Origin of the sequence: Bacillus sp. CCNWLW194 (assembly GCF_037120585.1) — a bacterium.
GTDB classification, from domain to species: domain Bacteria; phylum Bacillota; class Bacilli; order Bacillales; family Bacillaceae_G; genus Bacillus_A; species Bacillus_A basilensis.
In genome coordinates, this window is record NZ_JBBBBL010000018.1 from 20,606 (window position 1) to 42,271 (window position 21,666).

At 38.8% G+C, this 21,666-nt stretch carries 2 protein-coding genes; both read left to right on the forward strand.

The window, feature by feature from the left end:
- Nucleotides 1–6,471 carry an amino acid adenylation domain-containing protein gene (locus tag V7S50_RS28375; protein ID WP_336376702.1) on the forward strand — a complete coding sequence of 2,157 codons (6,471 nt, stop codon included), beginning with the start codon at nt 1–3 and terminating at the stop codon, nt 6,469–6,471.
- Nucleotides 6,468–21,350: a non-ribosomal peptide synthetase gene (locus V7S50_RS28380; RefSeq protein WP_336376701.1), complete on the forward strand. Its 14,883-nt coding sequence runs from the start codon at nt 6,468–6,470 to the stop codon at nt 21,348–21,350. Before V7S50_RS28375 ends, V7S50_RS28380 begins: the two co-directional genes overlap by 4 nt.
- Nucleotides 21,351–21,666: the final 316 nt, after the last annotated feature.

Consider the following 21,666-nt stretch of genomic DNA (forward strand, 5'->3'; position numbering starts at 1 on the left):
ATGGGAGACGTTATTGATATATATGGTTTATCACCTTTGCAAAAAGGAATACTGTTTCATACTTTATACGATCAAGATGATGAATATTCTTTTTCCTATATTGTACAAGTAGGTTTCTTGCTCAGGGGGCAATTGGATGTTGCTACTTTTGAAAAAGCTTGGGAATATGTTATTCAACGACATGAGGTTCTGCGCTCAGTATTTGTTTGGGAGGAAGTAGAAAAACCTCTACAAGCAGTTTACGAACGTCTTCCTTTTACTATTCATCAAGAGGATTGGAGTACCCATTCGCATGAGGAGAAGGAGAAGAAATTACACCAGTTTTTGACTGCAGATCGTAGGAAAGGATTTTTATTGGATGAAGCACCATTGATGAGAGTTACTGCGATTAAAGAAGCAGAAGGGGAAACGAGAATTATTTGGACACATCATCATATTTTGCTAGATGGTTGGAGTGTTTCATTGGTCTTTAGTGAAGTGATGGAAGTTTATCTCAAGATGATAAAGGGAGAATTGTTGAATCTTCCTAAATCTCTTCCTTATAAAAAATATATCCAGTGGATAAATAAACAAGATCAAAGTCAAGCAGAGGAATTTTGGAAAGAAGAATTAAAAGGGTTCTATGCACCTACGCCATTAGCGATGGAAAGAAAGGATCAAGGGCAGGAGAAGGGCTATGGAGAGTGTGTTTATCAGGTATCTGAGGAACTCACTGAGAATTTACAAGAGTGGGTACGAAATAGTCGATTAACATTGAATACGTTAGTACAAGGTGCATGGGCTTATTTGATGAGTAGGTATAGCGGTGACAGTGACGTCGTATTTGGCGTAACTAGCGCTGGACGTCCTACTGATTTAATGGGAGCAGAGAATATGGTGGGGCTATTTATTAACACATTACCTACCAGAATTCGATTAACGGATAATACATCAGTAGTAGATTGGCTTCGTAAAATACAAATGAAAGAAATGGAACGAAGACAGTATGAGTATAATTCATTGATAGATATTCAAGGCTGGAGTGAGGTTCCGCGAAATAGTTCCTTATTTCATACCTTGTATGTGTTTGAAAATTATCCAATTCAAGGTGAGAGAAATGATGATTTAAGATTACTAGATGTTAAAAGCACGGAACAAACAAATTATCCTTTAACACTCATTGTAATGCCCGGTAAGAAAATTATTTTAAAGTTGATGTATGATCGAAGCTTTTTTAATGAAGAAACAATAAATCGGATTCAGAATCACTTATTGCAAATATTAATTCAGATGACGAAGAGCCTAGATTCAAAACTATTTGAAATTACTCATTTAACAGAAGAAGAACAGATACAGTTACTAGAGGAATGGAATCATACTCAAGTTAATTATTCGGCTGAAGGCATGGTTCATACGATGTTTGAGGAGCAAGTTAAAAAAACGCCGGAAGCAATCGCGGCTAGTTACGAAAATGAACAAATTACCTATAAAGAGTTGGAGGAGCGTGCAAATCAGCTAGCTCATTATTTACAAAAGCATGGTGTAGGCCCAGAGTCTCTAGTTGGTGTATATATGGAACGTTCATTACAAATGATGATAGCGTTATTAGGTATTCTAAAATCAGGAGCAGCGTATGTTCCACTTGACCCTACTTATCCAGAGAGTCGGCTTCGATATATATTAGAGGATGCTGGAATCGAAGTACTAGTGACGGAAGAGAATTCTAAAAACTTGTTTGTATCTGAAAATATCGAAACGATTTGTATGAATAAAGATTACACTGCAATTGAAAAAGAAGAATCAACCCCATGTATAAGTGGTGTAACAGGAGAAAATTTAGCGTATGTTATGTATACTTCAGGATCTACAGGGAATCCAAAGGGAGTAATGATTGAGCATCATTCAGTAATTAATTATCTAGAATGGATGCAACATAAATATCCGCTTTCTGAAAAGGATGTGGTCTTGCAGAAAACGCCATTCTCATTTGATGTCTCTGTTTGGGAATTGTTTTGGGGCATTCATGTTGGTGCAAGTGTATCTTTCTTACCTCCAGGTGGAGAAAAAGATCCTTCTATTATAGCTGAAGTTATTAAACAACATCAGGTTACTATAGTTCAATTTGTACCTTCGATGTTATCTGTTTTCTTAGATCACTTCAATCATATTGAATTGAACATGAATTGTTCCTCTGTACGCCATGTATTTTCTGGTGGAGAAGAACTAAGTTCAGGGTTAGTTAGACGATTTCAACAGAAATGGAATTATAGTGGACAAGTGAAATTAACCAACTTTTATGGACCAACTGAAGCCACTATTTATGTGAATGCATTTGATATTCAGCCTAATCAAGAATTTGTTTCTATTGGGCAGCCAATACAGAACACGCAATTATATGTATTAGACCAAAATCAACGCTTGCAATCAATAGGAACTGAGGGTGAGTTATATATTGGTGGTGCTGGTTTAGCGCGTGGATACTTAAATCGTCAGAATCTTACTGCTGAAAAATTCATTTCGCACCCATTTCGATTGGGGGAACGACTATATCGAACAGGAGATTCAGTAAGATATCTAACTGATGGAAATATAGAATTTATAGGTAGAATGGATCATCAAGTCAAAATGCGTGGTTTTAGGATTGAATTAGGAGAAATTGAAGCAACTTTAGAAAAATGTTCGTTTATTAAAGAGGCTGTCGTATTAGTTAGAGAAGATCGTCCAGGTGATCAACGATTGGTTGCATATGTAATAAGCGATGGAAATACCCAAGAGTGGAGAGAGTATTTACAAAACCAATTACCGAATCATATGATTCCAGCGCACTTTATAGAGTTAGAACACTTCCCGCTTACTCCGAATGGGAAAATTGACCGAAAGGCCTTGCCAGCACCTGATGAGCAAGCTATTGAAGATTTAAATGTGCTACCTCGGACGCCATCGGAAGAGCTTATTGCCTCGGTTTGGAGTCAAGTGTTAGGAACAGAAAATATTGGCATTCAGGATTCCTTCTTTGAACGTGGTGGGCACTCACTACTTGCTACTCAAATCGTCTCTCGATTGCAAGAACTGTTCCAAATTAAAATTCCATTACGTGAACTTTTCAAGCACGATACAGTGGAAGCATTGGCGAAACGAGTGGATCAGTTACGAAAAGAAGATAAAAAACGAGAGGTTGCTCCCCTTGTACCTATGAAACGAGAAGAAGTTATCCCACTTTCCTATGCGCAGAAACGTCTATGGTTTATTAATCAATTAATGCCAAATAGTGCTATGTACAATATCCATGCAGCGTGTCGCTTAACAGGTGAATGGTCAATTGAAGCATTGGAGGTCGGATGGAATCAATTGTTGGAGCGTCATGAATCATTAAGGACGACAATTCTAGAACAAGAGGGTGAACCTTTTCAACAAGTTCAATCTCATGTATTCAGACATATTCCTCAAACGAATCTAACAGATCTCTCTTTGGAAGATAGGGAAAGAGAAATGAAACGCCTCATTCAAAACGAAGCGGAGGAACCATTTCATTTTGGACAAGGTCCTCTGATTCGAACACGATTATTGAAAGTGGACAGGGAAGAATGGATTCTCATTTGTACGATGCATCATATTATTTCAGATGGATGGTCAATGGGAATCTTACTTGAAGAATGGATGGCTTTTTATGAAGGAGCATTAAGCGGCAAACCGGCGGAATTGAAGGAGTTATCTATCCAATATGCAGATTTTGTCATGTGGCAGAAGGAATGGCAAAAAGAAGAGAATTTGAATCAGCACCTTCAATATTGGAAGGAAGAATTATCTGGGGAACTACCGGTTTTACAATTACCGATGGATCGTCCTAGACCTGCAGTTCAAACCCATCGTGGTGCAAGTCAGTCCTTAATAGTGGCGAATTCCCTACAGGAAAAGCTCAAAGATTTAAGTCTGCAAGAAGGATGCACTTTATTTATGACATTGATGGCAGCGTATCAAAGCTTCCTTTCTCGTTATACAGGACAGGACGACATTATAGTTGGAAGCCCAATCGCTAATCGAAATGTGAAAGAGATTGAGGGATTAATAGGATTCTTTGCAAACACGTTGGTTTATCGAGCTGATTTCAGTGAAAATCCGACGTTCCAAGAACTTTTGTCGCAGGTAAGAAAAAAAGCGCTAAAAGCATACGAGTATCAGGACATCCCATTTGAGAAAGTGGTAGAATCCGTAAAACCTGAACGGAATACAAGTCATTCACCAATATTCCAAACTATGTTTACTTTACAGAATACGAAACAAGAGTTTGTTCAGCTATCTGAAAGACAAATGGAACTCATGGAAAGCCATGCTTCTGTTGCCAAATTTGATTTGAGTTTATTTGCTTCTGAGACGGAAGAAGGATTATCACTAACCTTTGAATATAATACTGATTTGTTTAATGATACAACCATTGAACGGATGGCAAGTCATTTTAAACATTGGTTAAATCAAATTGTCTCTCATCCAAAATGTGTACTATCAGAACTGAATATGTTATCGAAAGTAGAATATAAGCAACTATTAGAGGAATGGAATAAATCGGGTGTTATAGATATGGAAGAAAGCACGATTCATACAATGTTTGAAGAACAAGTGGAAAAAACACCAGAAGCAATTGCAGTAGTGTGCGAAGATGAAGAACTAACATATCGAGAGTTGGACGAACGCTCGAATCAGTTGGCACATTATTTACAAAAAAATGGTGTAACATGCGAATCATTGGTTGGGATTTGCGTTACACGTTCATCCGAGATGATTGTCGGTCTCTTAGGAATTATGAAGGCGGGAGGAGCATATGTCCCAATTGATCCAGCGTATCCGGAAAGTCGACTGCAGTACATTTTAGAAGATGCTCAAATAAAGGTACTGGTGACACAGGAAAAGTTACAACAAAAAATGGTTATACCTAAATTCGTTGACGTGATTTGTATTGATGGTAATCGAGCAGAAATAGAACAAGAAGTAACTACGGTATGTATGAGTGAAGTGACGGCCGATAACTTAGCCTATATTATCTATACTTCAGGTTCCACTGGAAATCCAAAGGGAGTAATGATTGAGCACAGGAATACAGTAACAATGATTCATTGGGCGCATCACACGTATTCTCGAAAGGAATTAGCGGGAGTATTAGCTTCAACTTCGCTATCTTTTGATTTATCCGTTTTTGAAGTATTTGTTCCCTTAACGATGGGTGGTAAGGTGATTGTCACTGAAAATGCTTTACATCTAGAGAAGTTGTCTTCCAAAGGTGTAACTTTGGTTAATACTGTGCCATCGGCAGCGAAGGAACTGGTTCGAACAAAAACAATACCTTCTTCGGTAAAGGTGATGAATTTGGCTGGAGAACCATTGCCATATTCGCTTGTTCAAGATTTATACGAGAGAAGTACGATTGAAAAGGTGTACAACTTATATGGACCGTCCGAAGATACTACGTATTCCACGTATATGGAATTAGAAAAGGGTGTCATGCATAGGGTACCACCAATTGGTAAACCAATATTCAATACAGAAGTATATGTACTGAGTGCCGAACAAAAAATGGTTCCAATTGGTGTAGTTGGTGAGCTATACATTGGTGGATCAGGGTTAGCACGTGGATATTTAAACCGCCCTGACTTAACGCAAAATCGTTTTATATCGCATCCGTTTAAAGAAGGAGATCGAGTATACCGGACTGGAGATCTAGTAAGGTATTTACCAGATGGAAATTTGGAGTATGTTGGACGAATCGATCATCAAGTAAAAATTCGTGGGTTCCGGATTGAACTAGGAGAAATTGAAGCGGCATTACAAAGGCATACATTAGTTAACGAAGCTATTGTGATGGTGCGGGAAGATTATCCTGGCGATCCACGTTTGATTGCCTATGTTGTAGGAGATGGGGATGCTCAAAAGTGGCGTGATTATCTCAAGGATCAACTACCAAATTATATGATTCCAGCCTATTTTGTTGGATTAAATGCATTTCCACTCACTCCTAATGGGAAAATTGATAGGAAGGCCTTACCAGCACCAGAGAGACAGGAGATAGCAAGTGGTTATATTGCTCCTCGTACGTCTACGGAAAAAACAATCGTTTCGATATGGCATGAAGTTTTAGGTATGGAAAACATCGGAATTCAAGATTCGTTTTTTGAAATTGGTGGTCATTCACTACTCGCTACGCAAGCTGTTTCCAATCTTAAAGAGGCTTTTGGAATCGAGATACCATTGCATGATTTATTTATGTTTCATACGGTGCAGCAATTGGCGGAACAGATTGATCAATTGCTCTATAACAAAAATCAAGAAATGCAGAATGATAGTAAGGAGAATGTAAGTCTTCAAGACTATATTCAAAAAGAAGCAGAAGTCAGTAATGATGAAGAATTACTAGAACTGCTTAAGCAATTAGAAGAGCTATCAGAGGAAGAAGCACAAGGGATATTCGAGAGTAATTTGATTGAGGAAGGGGTAAAAAAATGAGAAGTGATTTACTTGCAAAGCTGAGTTCACTTTCTCCTGAGAAGAGAGCATGGCTTCAGAAGCAAATGCAAAAAAAGGAGAATAAAGAAGCACTCCCGTTGTCTTATGCACAACAACGTTTGTGGTTTATGGACAGATTTAACCCAAACAGTTCTTTATATAATATTCCAACAGTATGGCATCTAAAAGGAAATTGGATACCTGAAGCATTAGAGAAGGGATTCAATCGACTCATTGAACGTCATGAATCACTACGAACTGTTTTTAAAGAAATAGGAGAACAGCCTGTGCAACAAATTGTCGAATTCCTTCCTAGAGCATTACCTGTAAGAGATTACTCTCAACTTCCTCTAGAAGTAAAAGAAAAAGAGGTAGATAGTTTAATTGCGAGAGAAGCGCAAGAACCATTTGATTTAATGAATGGTCCTTTAATTCGTAATCAGCTTGTTCAATTAGAGAAGGATGAATGGTTATTACTGTGTACGATGCATCATATTATTTCTGATGCTTGGTCCATTGGTATATTCATGAATGAATTACTTGCTTTCTATGAAGAAGAAACGGGCGGAAATCCTGCTAAATTAAGTTCACTATCTATTCAATATGCAGACTTTGCGAAGTGGCAAAAGGAGTGGTTGCAAGGTGATGTGCTAAATCGTCAGCTTACGTATTGGCAGGAAGAATTGTCTGGTGAGCTTCCTATCTTACAACTGCCAGTGGATCGACCTCGACCGGTTAAGCAGACTTACTCTGGGGCTACGCATCATGTGATTTTTCCTTATAAATTGCTCAGTCAATTGAAGGATATAAGTCGACAAGAAGGATCTACTTTATTTATGACTTTAATGGCCGCATACCAGAGCTTTCTTGCTCGTTATACGGGACAAAAAGATATTCTAGTTGGTAGTCCGATTGCAAATCGGAACCATAAGGGAGTAGAAGGATTAATTGGTTTCTTTGTTAATACGTTGGTTTACCGTTCAGATTTGAGTGGCACCCCTACTTTTCGAGAGATTTTGAACCAAACAAAGAAAAAGGCGTTAAAAGCTTACGAATATCAAGATATACCATTTGAAAAAGTGGTAGAAGCTGTGCAACCTGAACGAAGCATAAGTCATTCCCCTATATTTCAGACCATGTTTACACTACAGAATATAAAACAAGAACGACTAGATTTTCCTGGTAGAAGTATTGAAATGGTAGAAAGTAATATGTCTATTGCTAAATTTGATTTGAGCTTAACTGCCTATGAAGTGGAAGAAGGTCTATTTGTCTCGTTTGAATACAACACGGATTTATTTGATAGTAGTACCATTGCACGTATGGCAGTACATTTTGAGAACTGGCTAAATGAAATCACGTATCATCCAGATGAATCATATACAAAGCTTTCAATGCTATCGGATACTGAGCAGAAACAACTCCTAGAAGAATGGAATGATACGGACGTAGTTTATGGTCATGATTGTATGATTCATGAGCTATTTGAGCAGCAAGTTGCACGTACGCCTAATGCAGTGGCGGTAGTTTATGAGGGTGGAAAGCTAACGTATCAAGAACTGAATGAAAAATCGAATCAATTGGCACATTTTCTACAAAAACGAGGTATCGGACCTGAATCATTAGTCGGTATATGTATTGAACGTTCTCCTGATATGATTATTGGTCTCTTTGGGATTATGAAAGCAGGTGGGGCTTATGTCCCACTGGACCCAAGTTATCCCGAAAACCGCCTGAGATACATTTTGGAGAATTCACAAATTCAAGTGCTGTTAACAAAAGAGGCACTACAGGACTGGTTACCTAAAGATATTCAAGCAATTTGTTTAGACCGGGATCAAGTAATGATTTCTAAAGAGAGTAATTTAGCTCCGGTGAGTGGAGTAACAGCAAATAACTTAGCCTATATTATATACACTTCAGGTTCGACGGGAAATCCAAAGGGGGTAATGATTGAACATCATTCCGTTATCAATCGCCTACAGTGGATGCAGAAAAAATACCCATTGTCCGAGGACGATACAATCTTACAAAAGACACCGTTTTCGTTTGATGTTTCTGTCTGGGAATTATTTTGGTGGTCATTTGTAGGAGCACGTGTTTGTTTACTTCCACCAGGAGGAGAGAAAGATCCTGCGGTCATTGAGGAGTATATTGAACGATATCGTGTGTCCACCATGCACTTTGTTCCGTCGATGTTATCTACTTTCTTAGATTATATGGAACTATATAATTCGAAAAGGGATGTATCGTCTTTAATTCAAGTTTTTACTAGTGGAGAAGCGTTAAACACTGAGCAGGTTCGCCGGTTTAAGGGGATCTTTTACAATGTTCAGCAAACAAAGTTAATTAACTTGTATGGTCCTACTGAAGCGACTGTGGATGTGACTTATTATGATTGTGATTTAGAAAAAGAACCAATACTTATTCCGATTGGTCGTCCGATTGATAATACAGAGTTATATGTGTTAGATCAATATCAACAAGTGGTCCCGATTGGTGTGGCAGGGGAACTTTACCTTGGAGGAGTAGGATTGGCACGTGGCTACTTCAATCGACCAGATTTAACTACTGAACGTTTTATTCCGCATCCCTTTAAGGACGGGGAACGATTATATCGAACGGGTGACTTGGTGAGATATATGAATGATCGTAACTTAGAATATATTGGAAGAATAGATAACCAAGTCAAAATTAGAGGATTCCGAATTGAATTGGGAGAAATTGAAGCAGCTTTACATGATCACTCATCTGTAAAAGAAGCAGTCGTGTTGGTGAAGGAAGATCGACCAGGAGATAAGCAGTTAGTAGCTTATGTAGTGGGCGAAGGGGATACTGGAGAGTGGCGTGAATATCTCAAGAAGCAACTGCCACATTATATGGTTCCAGCATACTTTTTCCAAATTGAAGGTATGCCACTCACTCCAAATGGTAAGGTGAATCGGAAAGCCTTACTAGAATTAGAAGAACAGTTCGTAAGTGAAGATATTACTTCATCACGAACACCAGTGGAGGAGCTTATCGTTTCCATTTGGAGCCAAGTGTTAGGAATAAAAAATATTAGTGTTCAGGATTCCTTTTTTGAAATTGGTGGTCATTCACTACTAGCTACTCAAGTAGTGTCACGTTTACAGGGAATTTTTCAAATCGAATTACCAGTACGTGAACTATTTGAATATACAACGGTGGAGTCACTGGCAAAGCGATTAGATCAGTTACGTAAAGGAGATAAAAAACGAGAGATTCCGCCACTAATACCAATGAAACGGGGAGAAGCTATTCCACTATCTTATGCCCAACAACGCTTATGGTTTATTGATCAATTTACACCTAATAGTGCCCTTTACAATATGCCAATGGTATGCCGCCTTACAGGGAATTGGCTACTTGAAGCATTGGAAACGGGATGGAATCAACTAATAGAACGTCATGAATCACTGCGGACGGTCTTTCACGAAGTGAACGGTCAACCCGTACAGCAAATTGAACCGTATGCTTTTCAATCAATTCCGAAAACGGATTTAACTATGCTTTCTTCTGAAGATCAAGAAGAAGAAGTTAAACGTTTAATTCAACAAGAAACAGAAGTGCCATTTGATTTAACAGAGGGTCCATTAATCAGGACAAGTATTTTGCACGTGGGAGAGGAAGAATGGATACTCCTTTGTACTCTACATCATATCATTTCAGATGGATGGTCAATGGGAATCCTACTTGAAGAATGGATGGCATTTTATGAGAAAGCAACGGATGGAAAGGTAGCGGAACTTGAACCATTACCGGTTCAATATGCCGACTTTGCTCAGTGGCAAAAAGGATGGCTAAAGGAGGAGGTGCTTAATCAACAACTCCAATATTGGAGGGAAGAATTGTCTGGGGAGCTTCCTGTACTCCAACTTCCTATGGATCGCCCGCGTCCCGCAATACAAACACATCACGGGTCGACATACACTCTGGTTCTGCCAAGCACGCTACATGATAAATTGAATGAACTTAGTCGAAAAGAAGGGGCTACACTCTTCATGACGCTTTTAGCTGCATATCAAAGTTTTCTATCTCGTTATACGGGACAAGAAGATATTCTGGTCGGAAGCCCAATTGCGAATCGGAATTATAGAGAAATTGAAGGACTAATTGGTTTCTTCGTTAACACGCTGGTTTATCGAGCTAATTTGAGTGGTAGACCGACATTTCAAGATGTACTGTATCAGGTTCGTCAAAAGGCATTGAAGGCGTATGAATATCAAGATATTCCATTTGAAAAAATTGTAGAAGTTGTGCAACCGGAGCGAAGTACAAGTCATTCGCCAATCTTCCAGACTATGTTCATCTTGCAAAATATGAAACAAGAGTTTCCGGTGTTATCTAGTAGAAGTATTGAAATGATAGAAAGCCATAGTCCAATTGCAAAGTTTGATTTAAGTGTAATGGCAGCTGAGACGGAAGAGGGATTACTTTTTACTTTTGAGTACAATAAGGATTTATTCAATGCTACTACTATTGAACGGATGGCAGGACACTTTGAGAAATGGCTACATGAAGTTTCTCATCGCCCACAAAATCCGTTGCATGACCTAAGCATGCTATCAGAACCCGAGCGTACTTTGTTATTAGAAACATGGAATGACACTGTAATGGAAATGTCTCATCAGGGTCTTGTTTGCGACAGATTTGAGGAGCAAGTAGCAAGGCATCCTGATGCGATTGCGGTAGTTGATCAAACAAAACAGTGGACTTATGGTGAACTGGATACACAAGCAAATCAGTTGGCAAATGTTTTACAGCGAAAGGGAGTAGCCCCAGAGTCAGTGGTAGGAGTTTATCTTCCGAGGTCAGCTGAGCTGATGGCAAGTTTACTAGGCATTTTAAAAGCTGGTGGAGCTTATGTCGTTTTAGATCCGTTGTATCCAAAATCAAGGTTAGAATACATGATTGAAGATGCAGGAATTCAATTTGTAGTGACGGCGGAAGCACAAGAAGGACATTTCGCACACGTCGAAATGGTGAGGTTAGAAGAATTAACGGTGGAAAGCGTAATCGCACCTACACGTCAAATAAATCCAGAGAACTTAGCCTATATTGTCTATACCTCTGGTTCTACAGGAAAACCGAAGGGTGTCATGGTTGAACATCGCTCATTAATGAATATGGTTTCTTGGCATCAGGAAGTTTATCATATTTCAGCAGAGGATCGTGCGACTCAGATTGCAGGGGTTGCTTTTGATTCGGCTGTCCAGGAGATTTGGCCGTATCTAACTGCTGGCGCAACACTCTACTTGTCAACAGAGGAACTGAGAATTAATCCAGAAGCACTAAGGGACTGGCTCATTGATTCACGAATAACAGCTAGCTTTGCACCTACGCCTATTTTGGAAAGGCTCTTGAAATTATCTTGGCCAGATAAAACGGATCTTCGTTTTATCATTACTGGTGGGGATCAATTAACGCAGTATCCATCTAACGATATTCCTTTTGCGGTAATTAATCAGTATGGTCCATCGGAAAATACCGTTGTTACCACAGATTGTTATGTACCTGTAGGAGTGACAACAGGTACGCCATCGATTGGTCGACCGATTGCGAATACAGAAGTTTATGTGTTAGATTCTCATCTTCAGCTAGTACCAATTGGTGTAATTGGAGATCTCTATATTGGAGGGAAGAGTCTTGCACGTGGATATGCTAATCGTCCGGATCTTACAAAAGAAAAATTTATTCCACATCCTTTCAAGTCAGGAGAACGTCTCTATTATACAGGAGACAAAGCAAGTTATCTTTCTGATGGTAATCTCCAGTTCCATGGACGTATAGATGACCAAGTGAAAATTCGTGGTTTCCGGATTGAATTGGGAGAAATAGAAGCTGTTTTGCAGGCACATTCTTCTGTGAAAGAAGCAGTTGTATTGGTACGAGAGGATAATCAAGGTGACAAGAGATTAGTAGCTTATGTAGTTGGTGAAGGAAGTGTACATGAATGGCGAGAACATCTACAAACACATTTACCAAATTACATGGTTCCAACAAACTTTATTGAGATGGAATTTTTACCACTTACACCGAATGGAAAACTTGATTTGAAGGCATTGCCTATACTTAGTGAACAATCCGCCGAAAATACTGTATACCCACGAACTCCGCTGGAAGAACTTATCGCTTCAGTGTGGAGTCAAGTGCTAGGAATAAAAGAAATTGGTGTTCAGGATTCTTTCTTTGAGCTTGGTGGTCACTCTCTACTTGCTACACAAGTGGTCTCACGTTTACAGGAAGTCTTTCAAATCAAATTGCCAGTACGTGAACTGTTCGAATATTCAACGGTCGAGGCATTATCGAAACGAATAGATCAGTTACGTAAGGGGAGCGAAAAACGAGAAATTCCACCATTGGTGCCGATGGAACGCGGAAATAATATTCCACTATCTTATGCCCAACAGCGCTTATGGTTTATTGATCAATTTGCACCTAATAGTGCACTTTATAATATGCCAATGGCATGCCGCCTTACAGGGAATTGGTTACCTGAGGGATTGGAGTTGGGATGGAATCAGTTGATAGAGCGTCATGAATCTTTGCGGACTGTATTTTATGAAGAGGATGGCCATCCTGTCCAGCAGATTCAACCGTACGTTTTCCGCCCGCTTCTCCAAATGGACTTAACTAAGCTTTCATTAGAGGAGCGAGAAAGAAAGTTGGAGCAATGGATTCAAACTGAAGTCGAATCTCCATTTGATTTAGAACAAGGGCCATTGTTCCGTGGGAAACTCATAAGAATTTCAGAAGAAGAATGGGTTCTTCTGTGTAATATGCATCATATTATTTCAGATGGATGGTCGATGGAAATCTTACTTCAAGAATGGATGGCATTTTACGAGGAGGCGATTGGTGAAAAACCAGCAGAGCTTGCACCACTACCAGTTCAATATGCCGATTTTGCTCAATGGCAAAGAGAATGGTTGAAAGATGAAGTACTAAATCAACAGCTTGCATATTGGAAGGAAGAATTATCTGGTGAGTTACCAGTTTTAATGTTGCCGATGGACCGTCCGCGTCCTCCAGTACAAACCCACCATGGATTAACTCATAATGTGTTGTTGTCACGCTCATTACTGGATAAATTAAACGAACTAAGTCGTCAAGAAGGGGCAACGCTTTTCATGACCTTATTGGCATCGTATCAAAGTTTCCTTGCCCGTTATACAGGACAATCGGATATTATTGTTGGCAGCCCAATTGCAAATCGAAATTATCGAGAGATTGAAGGGTTGATTGGTTTCTTTGTCAACACGTTGGTTTATCGAGCTGATTTAAGTAAAGCACCGGCATTTCAAGAGTTGTTGTCACAGGTGCGTATAAAAGCATTGAAGGCGTATGAGTATCAAGATGTTCCTTTTGAGAAAATTGTAGAGGTTATCCAACCTGAAAGAAGTACAAGTTATTCTCCGATTTTCCAAACCATGTTTACTTTGCAAAATACGGGACAGGAGCTACCAGAACTATATGGACGAAATATAGAAGTAATAGAGAGTAACGCTCCAATCGCTAAGTTTGATTTAAGTTTAACTGCTGCAGAAGTGGAAGACGGTTTATTGCTTACTTTTGTTTATAGGACTGATTTATTTGACAGTGTAACTATTGAATCTATGGCCGAACATTTTGGAAACTGGTTGAATGTAATCGTGGAGAATCCTGATAAATCATTAGCTAAGTTGCCTATACTATCAGGATTACAGCAAAAACAGTTAGAAGAGTGGAATAGTAATGCCGCAGCATATCCACAGGAAAGTGCGATTCATCAGCTGTTTGAAGAGCAAGTAAATCGTACACCTGACGCGGTGGCAGTGGTAGATGAAAAACAGCAGTTAACATATCGAGAGCTGAATGAAAAAGCTAATCAATTGGCTCGTTATCTTCAGCAATGTGGGATTGGGACTGAATCATTAGTTGGACTTTGCTTTGAGCGTTCAGTTGAGATGATTGTTGGTATTATGGGGATCTGGAAGGCTGGAGCAGCATATGTTCCATTGGACCCATCATATCCAGAAAGTCGTCTACGATATATTTTGGAGGACACTGGAATTCAAGTATTAGTTACGAATGAGTCATTAGAAGATTGGATACCCAAAGAAGTCAAGGCAGTTTGTCTAGATAGGGATCAAGCAATGATTTCAAAAGAAAGCATTCTTTCACCAAAATGTGAAGTAACAGGAGAAAACCTAGCGTATGTTATCTATACTTCGGGATCGACGGGGAATCCAAAGGGTGTCTTGATACAGCATCATTCTGTACTAAACTTGTCGCATGGTTTACAAAAAGAGGTTTTCGAACATGAGATACCATCTAACATGCATGTCGGTTTAAATGCGTCAATTGCCTTTGATGCATCTATCCAGCAATTACAAATGCTGTTGTATGGTTCAAGTTTGTATATTATTCCGAATGAAGTACGAAGTGATCCGGAACAGTTTGTAGCTTATATTAGGGAGAACAAGTTAGCAATCTTTGATATAACACCTTCAATGCTTCAATTACTTATAGATGCCGGATTGTTAGAAACGTACGATGGTGTTCATGTTCCAAGTAAGGTATTGGTTGGCGGCGAAGCGATTATGCCGTCATTATGGGAACAGCTAGTAGAGACTGATAAAATTGAGTTTTATAATGTATATGGTCCTACAGAATGTACGGTTGATGCAACATGCTATCATATCAAAAAAGATAGTGAGAGAGTAACGATTGGGCGTCCGTTGCCTAACGTTCAAACTTATGTATTAGATAGAAATGGGTTGCCAGTTCCAGTTGGTGTGATGGGTGAACTTTATATCGGAGGAGCGGGTCTAGCGAAGGGATACTTAAATCGTCCAGAGTTAACATCCGAACGATTTATTTCTCATCCATTCAAAGAAGGCGAGAGATTATATAGAACAGGCGATCTCGTAAGATATCTTTCTGATGGTAATATAGACTATTTAGGAAGAATGGATAATCAAGTGAAGATTAGAGGATTTCGAATCGAACTTGGGGAGATTGAGTCGACTTTACAGGAGCATGACTTAATAAAAGAGGCAGTTGTAATAGTTAGGGAAAATCAGTCGGGAGATAAGAGGTTAGTAGCTTATATAGTGGGCGAGGGCAGTTTAGAAGAATGGCGTGAGTATCTTAAAATAAAACTACCAATCCATATGATACCTTCCTACTTTGTCGAAATGAAAGAATTACCGCTAACCATAAATGGAAAGGTTGATCGGAAATCGTTACCTATACCAGATTATCAAGGAACACAAGAAGGGTACGCGGCCCCAAGAAATGAACGTGAACATAAGCTTTCTATCATTTGGGAACGTGTGCTAGGTTCAAAACGTATTGGTATTTATGATAACTTTTTTGAAATTGGTGGAGATTCAATTCTAAGCATTCAGATTGTCTCTCGTGCGAAGCAAGCTGGTTTACAGTTGACACCAAAACAACTATTTGAACACCAAACGATTGCTGAGTTGGCACAGGTAGTCAAAGAAGAACAAGGTGTACAAGCCGAACAAGGAATTATAACTGGAGATACGATACTTACACCTATTCAGCAAAGGTTTTTTGCACAAAATCATCCTAACCCACATCATTGGAATCAATCCATGTTCTTTAGAACGAAAGAGAAACTGGATATAGTATCACTGGAAAAGGCAGCGCGTAACCTTCTACTTCACCATGATGCCCTGCGTTTAAGATATGAACGTTTACCTGATGGGACTTGGGAACAGTGGAATGAAGGAATTGAAGAACAATTGATGCTGACTGTCATTTCATTAGACGAAGTGCCGGAAGCGGATTGGCATGGAGTTATTCAAAAAGAGATTAATGTTGCACAAGAAAGATTGAATTTACATGATGGTCCTTTAATGAGAATGGTGTATTTTGATGAAGGTGAGAAGACTGGCCGATTATTTTGGACAATTCATCACTTAGCCGTGGATGGTGTTTCTTGGCGAATTTTATTGGAAGATTTGCAAACAGCATATACGCAAGCAGTCCAAGGGCAAAAAATTCAATTACCTATGAAGAGTACATCTTTTAAAGAATGGTCGGAGAAATTACAACATTACGCTGAAACTGGAATATCAAAAGAAGTGCTACATTACTGGGAGCAGCAGGCTGAACAAGACGTAGTTATACTGCCAGTAGATGGTACTATAAGTAATCCAGTAAGCGCAGTAACTGAGGAAATTACTGTGGTGTTAAATGAGAATGAGACCCGTATGTTATTGCAAGAGACTTTAAGCACTCACCGTGTCCAAATCAATGAAGTATTATTAGCAGCATTGGTACAAGCTACAGCAGCATGTAAGGGGCAACCGATACTAAGCGTAGATTTAGAGGGGCATGGTCGAGAAGAGATTATTGAAGATGTTGATTTATCGAGAACCGTGGGATGGTTTACAAGTATTTACCCAGTTCATTTAAATATTACTAGTGCTAATACGCCAATTGCAGCATTAAAAGCAGTTAAAGAACAAGTTCGCAAAATTCCTAATAAGGGTGTTGATTATGGGGTGTTGCGTTACATGAACGCAACAATGTGTGAGCAATTGAGCTCTCAACATACACCGTCTATTAGTTTTAACTATCTTGGACAATTTGATCAAATGTTTTCTAGCGATGCAATGTTTATGCCGGAGAACGAATTTAAGCGTTTAGATCATGCTGCCGGTTCCAAGCGATCGCATGTAATTGATGTAATTGGGGTTGTAACGAGTGGAAAACTTCAGTTCACTTGGGTATACAATGTTGGACAATTCGCCAAACCAACGATTCAAAGTATTGCACAGAATATGCTATATCAACTGAGCAGATTGATTCAACCTTCAGATAGAGAATCTGCACTGACCATTTCGGATTTTGCAATGGCTAATCTTAACCAAGTAGGTTTGACAAATGTACTAAACAAAATGAATCGTGGAAAGAACAATCAGATTACTGATTTATATCCACTATCACCTTTGCAAGAAGGTATGATTTTCCACACATTGCATGACCAAGGGAATGAACATGTTGCACCGTATATAGTGCAATTAAGTTTTATGATTAAAGGGAAAATGGATATTCCTACTTTTGAGCAGGCGTGGAAATCTGTAATTCAGCGGCATGAAATTTTTCGTACAGCATTTGTTTGGGACGAAATTGAAGAACCATTACAAGTGGTGTATGAAAATATCCCATTTAAAGTGAACAAAGAAGACTGGCGTACAATGACAACTAAAGAGATAGAGGAAAAAAGAAAAGTCTTTTTGGCATTAGATCGAAAACAAGCCTTCCAATTTGATGAAGCGCCATTGATGCGGGTAACGGTCATTCAAGAAGGTGAGGAAGAATATCGGATTGTTTGGACCCATCACCATATTTTACTGGATGGATGGAGTTTACCATTGGTCTTTAATGAATTACTTACAGTCTATCAGAAGAGAATGAATGGAGAAGCTGTAAAGTTACCTAAACCCTCACCATATAAGAAATATATCCAATGGCTCAGAGAACAAGATAAGGGGCAGGCGGAACAATTCTGGAGAGAAAAGCTTAAAGGTTTTACTGCACCAACTTTGCTGGGCTTAGAAAGTAAAGAGGAAGAAAAAGGTTATACAGAAAAGGTTACCTATTTATCAGAAGAGCAGACTCAAGCGTTACAAGGATGGGCGAAACGCAATAAACTTACTTTGAGTACAGTAATTCAAGGTGCATGGGCATATCTCATGAGCCGGTATAGTGGAGAAAATGACATTGTCTTTGGTGTAACAAGCTCAGGGCGTTCTACGGAGATTATTGATGTTGAAAACATCGTAGGTCCTTTCATTACAACGTCACCGACGCGAATTCATTTGATGGATGATATAAAAGTAATGGATTGGTTGCAGAAGATGCAAGAGGAAGAGATAGAAAGAAGACAATATGAGTATGCTTCTTTAACAGAAATTCAGGGATGGAGTGAAGTTCCTAGAGGAACACCGTTGTTTAATAGTTTATATGTGTTTGAAAATTATCCAGTGAAAGAGGAGTCTTCAGAAAATCTAGAAATTGGTGAATTGGAAGGAGTAGAGCAAACCCACTACCCATTAGGGTTGGCTGTAGTTCCAGGAACCCAGTTATCGTTAAAGTTAATGTATGACTGTAGTAAGTTTAATAGAATAACTATTGAACGAGTGTTGGGTCATTTACACCAAGTGTTGATGCAAATGCTCAAAAACATTGATCAAACTCTATCGGAGCTGGTATATATTACGGAAGCTGAACAAAGGCAACTATTAGAAGAATGGAATGATAATGCTATATCCTATCCACGTGAGAATGTGATTCATCAACTATTCGAAGAGCAAGTAAATCGTACGCCTGACGCGGTGGCAGTGGTAGATGAAAAACAGCAACTAACATATCGTGAGCTGAATGAAAGAGCTAATCAATTGGCCCATCATCTACAGAAATGTGGAATTGGGACAGAGTCATTGGTTGGTCTCTGTTTTGAGCGTTCAGTTGAGATGGTTGTTGGTCTCATGGGAATTTGGAAGGCTGGAGCAGCCTATGTTCCATTGGATCCATCGAATCCGGAAAGCCGCCTGCGATATATTTTAGAAGACACAGAAATTCAAGTATTGGTTACAAATGAGGTATTAGTAGGCTGGATACCTAAAGAAATCAAGACAGTTTGCTTAGATAGGGACCAAGCAATGATTTCTCGAGAAAGCAAACTTTCGCCGATATGTGAGGCAACAGGGGAAAACTTAGCGTATGTTATCTACACTTCCGGTTCGACAGGGAATCCAAAGGGTGCTTTAGTACAGCACCATTCTGTAATAAACCTATCATATGGTTTACAAAAAGAAGTTTTCTCACATGAGATACCTGGTAATATGCGCGTCGGTTTAAATGCGTCAATTGCCTTTGATGTATCTATTCAGCAATTACAAATGCTGCTTCATGGTTCAAGTGTATATATTATCCCAAGTGAAGTTCGCACTAATCCGGAACAATTTGTGTCCTATATTAGGGAGAATAAATTGGAAATGTTTGATATGACACCTTCATTACTTCAATTACTTATAGATGGAGGATTGCTAGAAACAAGTGCTGATGTTCATGTACCAAGTAAGATATTGGTCGGTGGTGAAGCAATCATGCCATCATTATGGGAACAGCTAGTAGAGACTGAAAAAATTGATTTTTATAACGTATACGGTCCTACAGAATGTACGGTTGATACAACGTGTTATCATATCCAAACAGATAGTAAGCGAGTTACAATTGGACGTCCATTGCCGAACGTTCAAACTTATGTATTGGATAGAAATGGGTTGCCTGTTCCAGTTGGTGTAACAGGTGAGCTATATATTGGTGGTGCAGGTATAGCGAGAGGATACTTGAATCGTCCAGAATTAACAGCAGAGCGATTCATTCGTCATCCATTTAATGAAGAAGAGCGTTTATATCGTACAGGAGATTTGGTTCGTTATTTACCTGATGGTAATTTAGATTACTTGAGAAGAATTGATAATCAAGTGAAAATTCGGGGCTTCCGTATTGAACTTGAAGAGATTGAAGCGAATCTAGAGAGTCATCCATTGGTAAAAGAAGCAGTAGTTTTGGTAACAGAGGATAAATTAGGAGAACAGAGATTGGTTGCTTATGTAGTTGGAGCTGGAAGTATGCATGAATGGCGTGAATATCTCAAGACACAAGTACCGAATTATATGGTTCCCGCACACTTTATTGAGGTAGACGAGATTCCTCTTACAATGAATGGAAAAGTTGATCGGAAGGCATTGAACAGTTTAACTATTCAAAGAGAAAATAACTTCTCTACACCAATCATTCCAAGGGATGAAATTGAATATCAGTTGGTTAAAATCTGGCAGGATGTGTTACAGATAGAAGATGTCTATGTAAATGATGATTTCTTTAATAGAGGGGGACACTCTCTCCTTGTAATCAAATTAGTTTCAAAAATTAGGGAGAAGTTTGGAAAAGAGATTAAGGTGTCTACATTGATTAAGAATCCAACATTGGAAGGAATCGCATACCTTATTCGTGATAAGCATGATATGACAAAATCTGTATCAGCGCTGGTACCACTACAAGAATCAGAGAAAATACCTTTCTTCTGCGTTCATCCGTTTATGGGGAATGTATTTTGTTACATTCAACTAGCAAGATTGCTTAAGAATCACTGTTCATTTTATGGTTTACAGAATCCTCTCATAGAAAAGAGAGAGATTGACGACTCGACCTTGCCGGAACTAATTCAACTTTACATTGAAGAAATAAAAAGTGTTCAGCCAGAGGGCCCATATCGTCTTGGAGGATGGTCTTTAGGCGGTGCAATTGCTTATAAAATCGCAACTGTACTAAGAAATCAAGGAGAGGAAGTTGAATTGTTGGTACTTATGGATACTAAAGTACCTTCAGAGCAGGATCATAAAACAAGGGAGGATATGCTCTCATATATCTCTCAGCATTTCATTCCTGTAGGTTTAACAGAGCAGGAAGAAGGCCTCGTCCATAAGCAAGATATGCTTGTGAAGCGATTAATTATGGAAGGAGTACTCCCGCCTGATGCAGATCTTATGAATTTGAAGCAAGTTATTAATGCTCATAGGAAATGCCTGAACTTAATGGCAGAGAATGATTTGATACCATACTTTGGAGAAGTTATCTACTTTAGTGCTGAGGAAGGAAAAGAGTTGTTTACAGATTGGGGACCTTTATTAAAAGGAAGAGTAAATAAGTATTCTGTCCCTGGATCACATGAAGAAATAGTAGACTTCCCCGCAGTTGAAAAGATAGCTAAGTATCTATTAAATGAATTTGAAGGAATAAAAGAAACATCCCTTTCATTAACTGAAAAGTAGAGAGTGCAAAAGATGCAACGCTATGAACGAAAAGGGCAGCCCAATAACTGCAAATAAAGTGTAGGCAATAATGAATATATCAAGAGTATTACTTTTTAAGAGGATAATGCAAAAATTAATTGATAGAGACATAGAAGCCTATATGAGTTGCTCATAGAATAATGTAAATGCTCCCCATTTTTTGTAATAAAAGCTAATGCTTTGATGACATTACTGAGGAAAGGTGTATATTTTCATTGATATGTAAATATGCACCTTCTCTATTGTATTTGCAATTTAATAAAGTTAATTTGAATTTATGTAAAGCACATATATG

Bases quoted from the DNA above. Each gene is read 5' to 3' on its own strand.
- V7S50_RS28375 (WP_336376702.1), top strand. From the start codon at position 1: ATGGGAGACGTTATTGATATATATGGTTTATCACCTTTGCAAAAAGGA.
- V7S50_RS28380 (WP_336376701.1), top strand. From the start codon at position 6,468: ATGAGAAGTGATTTACTTGCAAAGCTGAGTTCACTTTCTCCTGAGAAG.